The organism is Streptomyces sp. NPDC003016 (genome assembly GCF_053591455.1).
Window position 1 is genome coordinate 81029 of sequence record NZ_JBSFTV010000013.1, and the last position, 12130, is coordinate 93158.

The window sequence follows — 12130 nt, forward strand, 5'->3', positions numbered from 1 at the left end:
TACTTCTCACATGATCAGTGCCGTGCAGTAGGCCCGCTATCCAGGCAACCACCCGCAGACCCCGCCCGGGGCGCCGTAACGGGCACCCCTCTTCCGGGGGTCTGCCAGTACCCCCTTCACCGCGCTGACCTGCCGTTTACGGCCGTACCGTGGACCTATGGACCGCAGCAGTGAAATCCGGGAGTTCCTCAGCACCCGCCGGGCCCGGATCACTCCCGAACGGGCCGGCCTCACCCCGCACGGCGGCGCCCGTCGGGTGCCGGGCCTGCGCCGGGAGGAGGTTGCCCAGCTCGCCGGGGTCAGCGTCGACTACTACGTCCGCCTGGAGCGGGGCCGCACCCGAGGCGTCTCCGAGACCGTCCTGGATGCCGTCGCCCGCGCCCTGCAGCTCGACCCCACCGAACGCGCCCACCTCTTCGACCTGACCCGCCCCGCTTCGGGCGCAGCTCACCCCCGCCGCAAGCGGCCCCTGGCCCCTCAGAGGGTCCACCCGCTCCTGTACCGGACCCTGGACGCCCTCGGCGTCCCCGCCCTCGTCATGGGCAGGCGCATGGACGTCCTGGCAGGCAACCGACTCGCCCACGCCCTCTACACCGACTTCCAGGAGCGCCCCCACCGGGAGCGCAACTTCGCCCGGTACGTCTTCCTGGACGACGACGCCCGCACGCTCTACGACGACGACTGGGAGAAGGCCGCCGCCGAGTGCGTGGCCACCCTCCACCACTACGCAGGACGCCATCCCGACGATCCGCAACTCACCCAACTCGTCGGCGAGTTGTCCGTACTCAGCGACGCCTTCCGCCGCCTGTGGGCCGATCACGACGTCCTCGTCCACACCACCGGCAGCAAACGCCTGCACCACCCGCTCGTCGGCGACCTCACCCTCGACTACGTGGGTCTGGCCGTCGAAGGCGACCCCGACCAGTCCCTGATCGTCCTGACCCCCGAGCCCGCCTCCCCCACCGCCGAAGCCCTCTCCATCCTCGCCAGCTGGACCGGCACCCCCGCCATCCGGCCACAAGCCCCCGAAGAGACTCAACAGCAGGCGGGCTGACGCCCGCCGCTCCCGCGACGCACACCCCGGTACAGCGTCCGTGCTACTTCTCCTCTCGTCGTCCTCGTCCAGGCCGACGGCATCCGGGTCGCGCAGCGGCCACAGTCGCCGGCCCGGCTGGGAGGCGGTGAAGCTGTAGCGGCCCAGAACGTTCAGATTCTTGTGCTTGAGCGAGGGCAGCCGGGCCACGTCCTCGTCTCTGATGTCGTGGCCCTCCGCGCGGAGCTGGGATGACTGCATCGAGGGCGGACTTCACCTGCTCCTCCCGTCGGCAGCCCCGGCGTACAAAGCGCGCCTGACCGTTCTCCGAGCGATGAGACACCCACGTCTGGGACACCTTGACAGACGGCATAACGGTCAACGGCCAGAGCGCGTAGTCCTGCGGCACCAGGGCCACCTGTTCCCACAGCTTCTGCGGGTCGGCGTCGCCGGTGGGGGTGCCGTCCCACAGCACCTGCCCTTCCGTGGGCAGGTACAGGCCGCTGACCAGCTTCGACAGCGTCGACTTCCCCGACCCGTTGAAACCGACCAGGGCGGTGACTTCGCCCCGGCGCAGGGTGAGCGAGACGTCGGACAGCGCGTCGCGGTCCTTGCCGGAGTAGCGGTGGCTGACCGACTGGATCTCGATTCTTCTCGGTGGCTCGGGCCGCCGCTCGCCGCGGCGCATGCGGAACCCGCCCGCCTTGTCCAGGAAGCCGCTCCAGTCGTCCATGTACAGTCCGGTGCGCATGGCTCGCGCCCCGACGGCCACCAGCCCGCGGACCGACTGACCCGCCATCTGCAGGGCGAAGACGGCCGTCCCGACCTGTCCGACGCTGGTGCGGCCGGTGGCCGGCAGCCGCACCACCGCCGCCCACACCACCGCCGACCCCAGACCCCCGCACAACGCGCCGACCAGGGACATACGGGCACCCGTGTCAGCCGCGGCCCGGTCCTCGCGGTTGATCCGCGAGACCGTCTGCCGGTACCGGCCGGACAGGAAGGCGGCCATGGTGCCGGCGCGGATCTGGTCGGCGGCGTCCTTGGTGTAGATGTGCCGGCGCAGCACCGACAGCATCCGCTGGTCGCCGTTGCTGCGCAGGTTCGCCAGGTAGCGCACCCGTGCGGCGCTGACCTGGGCCAGGGCCTGCGGCAGGCTGGCCGCCACCAGGAGGGGAAGGAGTATCCAGTGCACTCCGGCCAGCACGAGCGCCCCGGCGAGGAAGGAGGCAGCCGAAGCGATCAGATCCTGCCCCTCGTCGACCAGGTCTCCGGTGACCTGCGCTCCGCGGTCGGCGGCTTCACGATCACGGTTGAAGTCGGGCTCGTCGTAGGCACACAACTCCACCTCGACGCAGCCCGTCAGCAGCATCTGCTCGGCCTCGCGCGACATCAGCGGACCCAGCCGGGAGGAGAGCCAGCTGACGGTGATTCCCAGGAGCGCGCGCCCCCCGGCGGCGCCGACCAGCAGGGCCACGGAAGGCCACGCCCGCAGGAGCCGGTCGTAGACGTCACCGCTGGCCAGCAACGCGGTCAGGGTGCCGCTGATGGCGACCAGGCCCAGGGCCTGCATCACGCCGGCCACCGCCTGGCACAACAGGAGGCCGATGGTGGCTCGCCGGTCGACTCGCCAGGCGAGAGCCAACGACCGGCGCACCAGCTGCGGCAGACGCCTGGCCATGTCGCGCATCCGGATGGAGCGGCCGGCCGCTTCACGGCTGCCGGTCAGGTCGACGTACCGCATCTGCGGCCCCGGATCGTTCGCCGTGTCGGAAGCGAGCGGCTCGGAGAGAGAAGGAGCGTCCGGTGCGTCTTGCGGCCTGGCGGGCGGTGTCGCGGCAGAGGGCGGCAGCGGGGTGGTGCGCGGCCCCGGGACGCTGTCGGCTGGTGCGTCGGTGGGCTCGCTCATGCCGCCCACCCCGTATCCGGCTGTGCTGAGCTGATGATGCCGTCAACGCTGTGCGTGGTCGTAAGAGGCCGCCGTTCGAATCCAGGGGGCTGATGCGTGGGAGCGGGAGCGGGGTGCATGGCGTCCTCCATCTGGTGGCGAAGTGGCACTGGTGCTCTAAAAACGCGCCGGATCCGGTCCCGTCACGGCCCGATCGCGGGGCATTTCGTGAACACGAGTTCTGATGAAGGGGGTTGGTCGCGCGGGTCCTGGCGGCCGAGTCTCAAACTCGTTCGATCGAGCTGTGTCACTCCTTCGGGGGATTGCAGTCGGGCGGCGTGATACTGAGCACGGCAGGTGTCGTGTTTGCGGGACAACGGTCGTGCCGTCGGCCCTCGCTCCCCGGAAGAACCCTGGTGACGGCAAGTGGGGGGGCTGACCTGGCGTCCGGCTCATGGCCTCTCCAGACGGTGACATCGACAAGCAGGCGGGCGTGTCCATCCGCTGCCAGGACAACCTGTCCGTCCGCTTCCAAGCCGGGCGGCCCACCGCCAGGGAAATGCGGGCCGCGCCCATCACCGCGCCGGTCAAACTTCGGTGGCGAAGCGTCAGTCTTCGCTCTCACAGGTCACTGACGCTGCTCCTGGTCCTGCGGCCCGGCGATCCGCGCCCACTGCTCTCCGCGCCGTGCAGGCAGCGCCTGGGCCTGCCCGACGGCGCAGGGAATGTGCCCCTCGCGGCCCACTTCTCCAGGCAGACACGGTGAGCTGTGAGGTGCGGCTGCGCAGGTAGGACGGATCGCAGGGCAGCCGTACCAAACGAACTCGAGTGAGGGCACTTCTTCACTGCTCCGCAGGAGTTGAGTCAGAGTCCGTTCCGGTTCTGGCCCGCCTTCCGTGAAGCGGACACGCTGGGTGATGGTTGGAGGGTGCTCTGGCTCACTGGCGTCGCGGCTCTCGTACTCCGTCAGCTGTCCGTAGCGGCGGACCACTGCGCGATTTTGAGCGCGTTCAAATATGGTGGGGGTCCGGCCGAGGGGGTTGGCTGAACCGGGGGTGTGGGGGAGGGGTTCGCATGGGCCGACAGGGTTGGCGCTCAATCGCCTTCACAGGGGCGGTGGGGGCGCTGGTGGTGTCCTGCGGCTCGGCTGCGGTGATCCATGCCGCAGAGGTTTCAGCGGATCAGGTTGCGGGGCGGTGGACCAGCGAGGGGGGCACATCCCTGAACCTTCCACGAGGATCACACCTTCACCGCCGAGCACTTCGACGCGCCGCCCGTCGCATCAGACTGCGAGAACCCTTCGGCCTTGTCGTCCGGCCGCTGGGCGTTCCACGCCCCTGCTGGAGCCGATCAGGTGATCACCGCTGAAGAGACCGCCACACGTGGCGCCGTGCTGTCGCTGACCTTCTCCGCCGGCGACTGCGAGGTGGCCGCCTACCTCTTCGGTGACGAAGACGACCCTGTGATGTGCCCGACTGGGGACGACCCCGATGCCGGCTGCCCTGGTGACGGCTGTCTCGACCGGAACCAGCCCACGGCTTCCGGCTCCTGAAGCGGCCGTCACTCGGCCAACCGGTTCAGCATCTTGACCCGGTCGACGTGTCCTTCGACGACACCGGAGCTCCAGGGCAGGGTGAATCCGGCGATGACGGCGTCGCGGCCGCGCTCGATGCCAGCGGCAGGGATGTGAAGGCTGGGCAGGTCGTCCTTGCGGACGTCGTCGAGTCATTCAGGTAGCCGTTCGCCCTGGCGCTCGGTGAGCATGTGAGCATCCAGACCGCCATCGGCAACACCCCCTCCCGGCTGGAGAGCGTCGCCCAGCCCGCCGTGTGCATGGGCCGGCGCCGCTGCACCGCCGACGAAGCCTTCGGCATCCGGCGCCCCCTCCCGGAGCCGCAACATCGGACTCCACGGCCTGTGCGCCGAGCTGATCACCCACCTCACCGGCCAGCACCTCGTCACTCCCGGCCTGCGCCCCCGTCCATGACACGACCGACCAGCCTGGGCACCCCGGTACCGCTGCGCCGGACGGTGGACCGGCACGCCCGTCGGCGGCGGCTCACCCTTCGTCCGCGACGCTTGCGCGAGACATTTCGCGTCATTGCTCCTGCGCGGGAGCGGGTGTGCGTAGCGCGATCATGGCGACATCGTCGTCGTTGTCGTTGGGGCGGACCTGGTCCAACAGGGAGTCGCAGAAGGAGTCCAGGGGGCGGTGGGCGAGGGAGGCCGCGTGTCGGCGCAACCGGTTCAGTCCATGGTCGATGGAGTGCTGCGGGGACTCGACCAGTCCGTCGGTGTAGAGCAGGAGCGTGGACCGGGGCGGCAGGACGGTGACGGCGTCGGGGCGAGGTCTGGTCACCCCGGCCCCGAGCAGTATGCCGTGAGCTTCGTCGAGGTAGTGGGCCTGACCGTCGTGGGTGACGAGCAGGGGCGGGGGGTGGCCGGCGTTCGTCCAGCGCAGGCGCCACAGTGTGTCATCACCGAGTGTGAGCGTGGCGAGGATCATGGTCGCCATGGGTACCTCGGCTATGTGCATCACGGCCTCGTCGAGCCGTGTGACGACGGCACTGGGGGCGCCCTCCGGATGGGACCAGGCGAAGGCACGCAGCATGTTGCGGACTTGCGCCATACCGGCTGCGGCGTCGAGATCGTGTCCGACGACATCGCCGATGGCCAGTGCGTGGGCGTGGGAGCGGGGGGCCAGAGCGAAGGCGTCGTACCAGTCACCGCCCACGGAGGAGGCGTCCGGGGCGGGCACGTATCGCGCGGTCATCCCAAGCCCGGGCAGGGTGGGCAGCTGGGGCAGCAGGTGGCGTTGCATGGTTTCGGCGACTTTGCGCTGGCGCTGGTACAGGCGCGCGTTGTCCAGCGCCAGGCCCGCCCGGCGGGTGAGGTCTTCCAGCAGCGGCAGGTCGGCGGGGGTGAAGGCGTCATGACGCTGGGCGCGGCCCAGGGTCAGGGCGCCGAGTACGTCGCGCAGACCTCGAATCGGTGCGATGGCGGCGGAGTGCATGCCCGTCTCGGTGAACAGGCGCTGTTGCTCGACCGCGATGCCTGAATCGGGTGGGCCCTGGTAAGTCGCGGGACCGGCAAGAGTGGAGGCGGCGCCGCGCAGAGCCCGCGACAGCGGCATCGGGGACTCTTCTGGCACTGGGGGCATCGGGCCTTGCAAGTCGTCCCGCTCGATCAGAATGCCGTCCTTGTGCTGCATCACCAGGACACGTCGTACTTCGTCGCGTTCGGTGAGGAGGTCGACCACCGCCCAGTCCGCGAGTCGGGGCACGGTCAGGGCCGCCAGTCGGTGCAGTGCCTCGTTCACGTCCAGGGTGGACGTGAGCTGCGTGGTCGTCTCCGCCAGCAGGGCCAGGCGATCCAGTTCCGTCAGCGGTGCGGAGTGCCCATCCTCGCTCTGGTGTACGTCCTCCTGGTGCAGCTCGTACAACAGCGCCAGCGCACCCGTCAGGCCCGGACCCGGTGTGCAGGGCGTGACCAGCCAGGACAACTGGACGAGAGTGCCGTCCCCGCGGGCGAACCACTCGGCGTCGCCATGTCTGGTGTCCCTTGTGAGGAGCGCCTTCCTTATCCGGCAGCGGGTGCGCGGCATGGTATGCCCGTGTTTGTCCCGGTGTAGCAGATCGTGAAAGTCCTGACCGATGAGTTCCGTGGCATCTCTGCCCAGCAAGCTCTGGGCCGCGCTGTTGGCCGCGACGATGAAGCCGTCGTCATCGACCACGATGGCGGACGCCACCAAGTTTTCCAGAGCTCCGTCCAGCAGTGCGCCAGACAGCAGCGCCTGGTGCCCGGACATCGGGATATCTCCCGTGCCGGGAACGGCGACGTCGTCCATGTCTCTCCTTCATCTGGACGCGAATCCGCCCGAGTACCCCAGTCCGACCGTTACAAACATATGAGCTCGCAGTCTCGGAAACGCTCACCGGGCATCTTCCAGCCGTGCGAGGAGCCGATGGCGGCGAAGGTGCTCAGCGGACGCGCCGGATGACCGCGTTCTGACAGCTCCGTCTGAGACCTGGATCCTCTGGAGCTCCTCGGGCGTGGGCTCTTCATGTCGGGATGTCGGGTCCATCGACCTCAGCGAGGGTGATGGACCCGGGCGTCAAGGTTTGTGCTGTACGTCGGCGTCCGCGCGGACGTGCCCGCGGCGCCGGGGCGGGCCGGGCGCCGCGGGCGTTGAAGCCGGCTCTGCAGCGGCTCGAAGGCGAGCTGACCTCTGGTGTCCCACACCACTGGCCCGTTCTGGGCGCCATGACTCAGGTCCGCCTCGCCCGTGAGGTCGGGGACTACGAGCGCTACACCGGGCACCGCGTCCGGGAGGGAGTCCGCGGCGCCGTCGGCACCACGTACCCGTTCCGGCAGCGCCACCGCCACACCCGGTGCCAGCGCTTCCCACGGCTGCACGTCGTCCTGGCGGGCAAGGCGGAGCGCCGGCTCGACAACCGCCGCCAGGCGCTCACGGCCGCAGTGCACGGCATCACCAGCGCAGTCTGGGTGAACACGCTGCCCCGGCTGAAGCGAGGTGAGCCCTGGTACGAGATCGGCGTCGGCGTCCCGGACCGGCGCCGCGCCCGCTATCTCGAAGTGGCCGGCCGCTGACGGCCTGGGCAAGCCGAAGGTGACCCTGGGCAAGCCCACCCGCGTGGCGGCTCGCCCGGGCGCCCGGTGTCGGACGTCGCGTCCTCTGTCCAGTGGTGGCGGGGCGTCGGATACCGGCGTATACCCGTGCTCGCACCCCGGCTTCTCCCGGGGTGAGCCATACCGGGGTGATGCCGGAGGCTGCCCACCGCTGTGGGAAGCCGTCCGTTACCGCGCGAATGGTGTCTTCGTCGGCAGAGGTGACGTCCAGGACGGCCAGGCCGGATTCGGTGGTGTGCTGTTCGTCGATGCGCATGCCCCTGGCGACGACCGGGGCCACGGCCCTGCTCGCTGGCGGCCGCATGACCGCCCGGATGGGTGAGAGCCGTAGGCGTACTGCCGCTCGCCGGTCGCGCGGGTGCGACGGGGCCATTGGACAGAGGCAGAGACAGGTGCAGCTTGCGGTCCGACGACAGGACGGGACCTTAAGGCTGTTGCCCCTCTCGCCGGAGTCCGCGCTACCCCGAGCGCGCGGACTCCGGCGAACGAACCCCCGGGAGACCGCCCGGGTCGCGCAGTGCGCAGCGCCGTCGTAGACAGGAGCCATGAGTCAGGAGAAGTCGTCGTGGCATCCCGGTGAGATCGTGTCCGCCGGAGGGGTCTACGCGTGCGATTGCGACGGCGAGCATCACTGGAGCACGGAGGCGAAGGGGCACCGCGTTCCGCCCCTGCCGTCGGGCTGCACGGCTGAGTTCTGGAAGGTGCAGAAGCCTGCGTATCCCGAGAACTATCTCGGCTGAGCCAGGCCGGGGCGCGCAGTGGTGCTGAAGACCTCCGGTGGAGCCGATGCTCGCCCAGGACCGGGGGAGCGTGCCCGTGCCGGGCGTCCTGCCGGGCAGCCCGGCGTTCGAGGCCAAGTTCGACGGCTACCGGGCCCCTGCTGTTCACCCCATCCCGGCCGGGCGGCCCCGCCCTGCTGCAATCGCGGCGTGCTGTGGGTCGGCGTTCGGTGTGACAGTGCGGTTGTGGCAGACCGTGAGGTCGCACGAGGTGATCGGGTCATCGGGATGGCCGCGTCCCAGGCGGATGCGGTCCACCGGGGCGTGGTCCACGACCAGGAGGTGGATACCACGTATGCCGAGTCGATGGCACTCCACGGTGTCGCGGGTGGGGAAGCGACGGGAGACGGAGCATCGTCTGTGACAGATTCAGAACTAGGTATTTACAGCCAAAGTTTGATGATTCAGTCTATTTAAAGACATTTGATCATCCTTTAGGATGCGCAGTGTGTCGTGCTTCCCTACGTTGAGGGTTGTCAGGCGGAGAATCTCTCCACCTGCACAAACCGAAGGAAGTACCTCATGCGCTCCATGCGCACCACGGCCACTGCCCGGACCTTCCTGATCGCGGCGATCGCCGTAGCCGGCCTCACCGTTACTCCCGTCCTCGCCTCCGCCCAGCCCGGCACGGGCAGCGCCCGGACTCACCACGCTGCCGGGGCCCCCGGCGCCAACGGCGCCAACGGCGTCGGGATCCTCGGCGGTATCGGCGGCCTCGGCGGCACCGGTGGCGCCGCGGGTGCCAACGGCAACGGAGGCAACGGCGGCGCCGGCGGCAACGCCACCGGCAGCGCGAGCGTCGGCGGGGCCGGGGGCACGGGTGGCGCCGGCGGCGCCAACGGCAACGGCGGCAACGGCGGCTACGGCGGAGAGGCCAAGCTCGGCGGCACCGGCGGCAAAGGCGGCGTGGGCGGCGTAGGCGATGCCGGTGCCGGCATCGCCGGTGGCAAGGGCGGCAACGGCGGCGCCTCCAAGGTCGGGGGCGGCCACACGGGCGGCACAGGCGGCGCCGGCGGCGCGGCCAGCCCGGTGTGCCCGGGCAAGCCCGGCGGCAACGGCACCGCCGCCACGATGTTCGCGGACGGTACCACCGGCGCCACCGGCGCTGCCGGCAAGACCACTCTCCCCTGTTGAACACCTCCGGTGAGCGGGTCGCTGCGGCAGGACAGGAAGCACCGGTCCACGACATCGCACCCCGTGACCATTAATCGCTGACGGTCGGTCAGTGGAGTGCGGGACCCGGACAAGCGCCCGGCTGGGATTTCTCAGCCGGGCGCTTCCCGTCGTACGCGGCCGACGGCATCTCACTACCGGCCAGTTCCTCGACGGACTCGTGCATGATCGTCATCTCGCTCACCCGGCGTCTCTCCTTGATCAGCAGATCCGCCGTCGACTGGACACTCCCGGTCGGGCGTGACCGGTGTGACGATTCCGCCGTTCGAGAGGTGTGGGCGCTCGGCCGTGGCTCGTGGGCGACGACTTGTGGATGCGGATCGAGCCGCTGCTGCCGCCCTGGCCGCAGAAGGCGCCCGGCCCGAAGCCGGTGCATGACCGGCTGTCCCTGCGGGGCATCCTGTACGTGCTCTACCACGACATCGGCTGGCAACTGCTGGAGCTGGAGCTGGGGTCCGGCTCCGGACAGACCTGCTGGCGCAGGCTGGGCCGGTGGTACGAGGCCGGCGTGTTCGACCAGCTGCACCGCATTCTGCTCGGTCAGTTGCGCGCGGCCGGCGAACCCGATTGGTCGCGAGCCTGTGTGGATGCCTCCCACATTCGCGCGGAAAAGGGGGCGAGGTCGCCGGCCCGTCGTCGGCCGATCCCGGGAAGACGGGCAGTAAGCACTGCCTGATCTGCGACGGGAAGGGCACCCCGCTCAAGGTGGTCACCGCAGCGGTCAACGTCGACGACATCACGCAAACGCTGACCATCCGGCCGCCGAGCGGTCTGTGGAGACCGACCTCGGCAACGGGTCCGGCACCTGCCCGCCGTGGTGAACCCGCACGGCCCCGACACCCCCGACGCGGTCTTCCCCCAGCCCTCTTCACGCTGCGGCAAGGGCCGCCCCGTAGCCCACCGAAGGTCCTACCGAACCGCGCGGTACCGGCCCTTGGTACTGCGACGCGACCGGTGGAGCACGGTCCCCGGCGGGTGTGGGTCGCAGGTCAACGCCGACGCCGCGTCGTGGTTGCCTCTCCCGCCTGTCCGCAGCGCCCCACCGTCCGGCGCGCTCAGTCACGGACTTCGGAGGAGTGCACGAAGCGCGCGGACGCCACGGCTCAGTCCGACCGCACGACTCCTCCAGCTGATGGAAATTAATTTGTCAGGAGAGTTGACGAAACGCTTGGTGCCTCCCTAGCTTCATGGCGTCGTACTTCATGCGTCATATATGAGACGCGGTACACGATCCGGGAGACGTATATGACGCCCGTGCCCATCCTCCGTGCAGCGCTCCGTCTCACCGCGGTGGGAGCCCTGTTGGCCGGCGGTGGCGCCGGCGCCACCGCCGCCGCCGAGACCCGCGACATCAGCCGCGAGACGCTCGCACCCAACGACGGCTGGGCGGCTGCGCAGGGAGGTACCGACGGGGGCGCTGCGGCCGACCAGGGCCATGTGTTCACCGTACGCAACCGGGCGGAGCTGGCCCGTGCCCTGGACGGCGGCAGCAGCACCCCGAAGATCATCAAAGTCGCCGGGGTCGTCGACGCCAACACCGACGACCAGGGCCACCGCCTGGACTGCGCCGACTACGTCACCGGCGGCTACGGCCTGAAGGAGTACCTGGCCGCTTACGACCCGCGCACCTGGGGCTCCGCCAAACCGGCCGGTCCGCAGGAGGAGGCCAGGAAGGCGTCGGCCGCGCGCCAGGCCGAGCGGGTGGAGCTCCCGGTCGGCTCCAACACCACGATCGTCGGGCTCGGTTCCGGCGCCGTACTCAAGGGAGCCAGTCTGCAGATCGAGAACGCGGGCAACGTCATCGTGCGCAACCTCGAACTGCGTGACGCCTTCGACTGCTTCCCCGTCTGGCAGCCCAACACCGGGGGTCTCGGAGACTGGAAGGCCGCGTACGACACCATCTGGCTGCGCGGCGCCTCCCATGTGTGGATCGACCACGTCACCGCCAGCGACAAGGGCCACCTTGATGAGGACGAGCCGGCCTACTTCGGCCGCAACTACCTGCGCCACGACGGCCTGTTGGACATCACCCAGGGATCGGACCTGGTGACCGTCTCCTGGAGCCGGTTCGCCGACCACGACAAGGCCATGCTGATCGGCAACAGCGACTCCGCGGCCGGTGACCGCGGCAGACTGCGCGTCACCCTGCATCACAACGAGTTCCAAGGCGTCGTACAGCGCGCCCCGCGCGTCCGCTACGGCCAAGTGCACCTGTACAACAACCGGTACGTCGTTCCGGCCGATGCCCACGACTACCGGTACTCGATCGGGGTCTCCACCGAGTCGGCGATCTACGCGGAGAACAACTCCTTCACCACGCCGGGCCACGTCGAGGCGGCGGATCTGGTGAAGAGCTGGAACGGTACCGCCCTGCACCAGAGCGGGACTTCTTTCAACGGCTTCCCGGTCGACCTGTTGGCGATCCACAACGCCTACAACTCCGGCAGCGAACGCGACCTGACCGGTGACGTCGGCTGGAAGCCCTCCCTGCACGGCCCAGTCGACAGCGCGGTGCGGGCGGACCGCGCTGTGGCGCGGGGGGCGGGCGCGGGCCGCGTCCGGTAAGCACCACGCCCAGGCCTCACTCGTCTTGGCTGCTTCTCCGCT

General features: G+C 69.7%; 11 protein-coding genes and 3 pseudogenes. 9 read left to right on the forward strand and 5 right to left on the reverse strand.

What is annotated here, in order from left to right:
- Window positions 1–157: 157 nt before the first annotated feature.
- Window positions 158–1054 carry a helix-turn-helix transcriptional regulator gene (locus ACWDZ4_RS13740; RefSeq protein WP_451508584.1) on the forward strand — a complete coding sequence of 299 codons (897 nt, stop codon included), beginning with the start codon at window positions 158–160 and terminating at the stop codon, window positions 1052–1054.
- 43 nt (window positions 1055–1097) lie between these two features.
- Here ACWDZ4_RS13740 and ACWDZ4_RS13745 read toward each other — a convergent pair whose 3' ends face one another.
- A complete protein-coding gene (locus ACWDZ4_RS13745) occupies window positions 1098–2777 on the reverse strand; it encodes an ATP-binding cassette domain-containing protein (RefSeq protein ID WP_451508668.1) in 1680 nt (559 codons plus the stop codon).
- 598 nt (window positions 2778–3375) lie between these two features.
- On the opposite strand from ACWDZ4_RS13745, the gene ACWDZ4_RS13750 reads away from it, so the two are divergent.
- Together ACWDZ4_RS13750 and ACWDZ4_RS13755 are read left to right on the forward strand one after the other, a co-directional pair.
- Window positions 3376–3687: a hypothetical protein gene (locus ACWDZ4_RS13750; RefSeq protein WP_451508585.1), complete on the forward strand. Its 312-nt coding sequence runs from the start codon at window positions 3376–3378 to the stop codon at window positions 3685–3687.
- 588 nt (window positions 3688–4275) lie between these two features.
- Complete coding sequence (locus ACWDZ4_RS13755; RefSeq protein WP_451508586.1) at window positions 4276–4473, forward strand: hypothetical protein; 198 nt, start codon at window positions 4276–4278, stop codon at window positions 4471–4473.
- An 8-nt stretch (window positions 4474–4481) separates the two neighbouring features.
- Here ACWDZ4_RS13755 and ACWDZ4_RS13760 read toward each other — a convergent pair.
- Together ACWDZ4_RS13760 and ACWDZ4_RS13765 are read right to left on the reverse strand one after the other, a co-directional pair.
- Window positions 4482–4691 (reverse strand): annotated as a pseudogene (locus ACWDZ4_RS13760) (ISL3 family transposase); the annotation flags it as partial.
- 328 nt (window positions 4692–5019) lie between these two features.
- Window positions 5020–6768 (reverse strand): SpoIIE family protein phosphatase, encoded by a 1749-nt coding sequence (locus tag ACWDZ4_RS13765; RefSeq protein WP_451508587.1) that lies wholly within the window; start codon window positions 6766–6768, stop codon window positions 5020–5022.
- A gap of 416 nt (window positions 6769–7184) precedes the next feature.
- Here ACWDZ4_RS13765 and ACWDZ4_RS13770 point away from each other — a divergent pair, with 416 nt between their 5' ends.
- Entirely contained in the window at window positions 7185–7532 is a 348-nt protein-coding gene (locus ACWDZ4_RS13770) for a hypothetical protein (RefSeq protein WP_451508673.1), read from the forward strand.
- A gap of 112 nt (window positions 7533–7644) precedes the next feature.
- On the opposite strand, the pseudogene ACWDZ4_RS13775 reads toward ACWDZ4_RS13770, so the two are convergent.
- Window positions 7645–8118, reverse strand: a pseudogene (locus tag ACWDZ4_RS13775) (DUF6207 family protein); the annotation flags it as partial.
- On the opposite strand from ACWDZ4_RS13775, the gene ACWDZ4_RS13780 reads away from it, so the two are divergent.
- From ACWDZ4_RS13780 to ACWDZ4_RS13790, 3 genes and pseudogenes are all read left to right on the forward strand, one after another.
- Window positions 8117–8311, forward strand: a complete 195-nt coding sequence (locus ACWDZ4_RS13780) for a hypothetical protein (protein ID WP_451508588.1) — start codon at window positions 8117–8119, stop codon at window positions 8309–8311. The pseudogene ACWDZ4_RS13775 and the gene ACWDZ4_RS13780 sit on opposite strands and share 2 nt — an antisense overlap.
- 189 nt (window positions 8312–8500) lie before the next feature.
- Window positions 8501–8767 (forward strand): annotated as a pseudogene (locus tag ACWDZ4_RS13785) (phosphotransferase-like protein); the annotation flags it as partial.
- Between the two features lie 105 nt (window positions 8768–8872).
- On the forward strand, window positions 8873–9484 hold the full coding sequence (locus ACWDZ4_RS13790; protein WP_451508589.1) for a hypothetical protein: 612 nt from the start codon (window positions 8873–8875) through the stop codon (window positions 9482–9484).
- A gap of 88 nt (window positions 9485–9572) precedes the next feature.
- On the opposite strand, the gene ACWDZ4_RS13795 is transcribed toward ACWDZ4_RS13790, so the two are convergent.
- Entirely contained in the window at window positions 9573–9707 is a 135-nt protein-coding gene (locus tag ACWDZ4_RS13795; RefSeq protein WP_451508590.1) for a hypothetical protein, read from the reverse strand.
- Window positions 9708–9836: 129 nt separating this feature from the next.
- On the opposite strand from ACWDZ4_RS13795, the gene ACWDZ4_RS13800 reads away from it, so the two are divergent.
- Entirely contained in the window at window positions 9837–10199 is a 363-nt protein-coding gene (locus ACWDZ4_RS13800) for a transposase (protein WP_451508591.1), read from the forward strand.
- A gap of 614 nt (window positions 10200–10813) precedes the next feature.
- Complete coding sequence (locus ACWDZ4_RS13805; protein WP_451508669.1) at window positions 10814–12088, forward strand: pectate lyase family protein; 1275 nt, start codon at window positions 10814–10816, stop codon at window positions 12086–12088.
- Window positions 12089–12130: the final 42 nt, after the last annotated feature.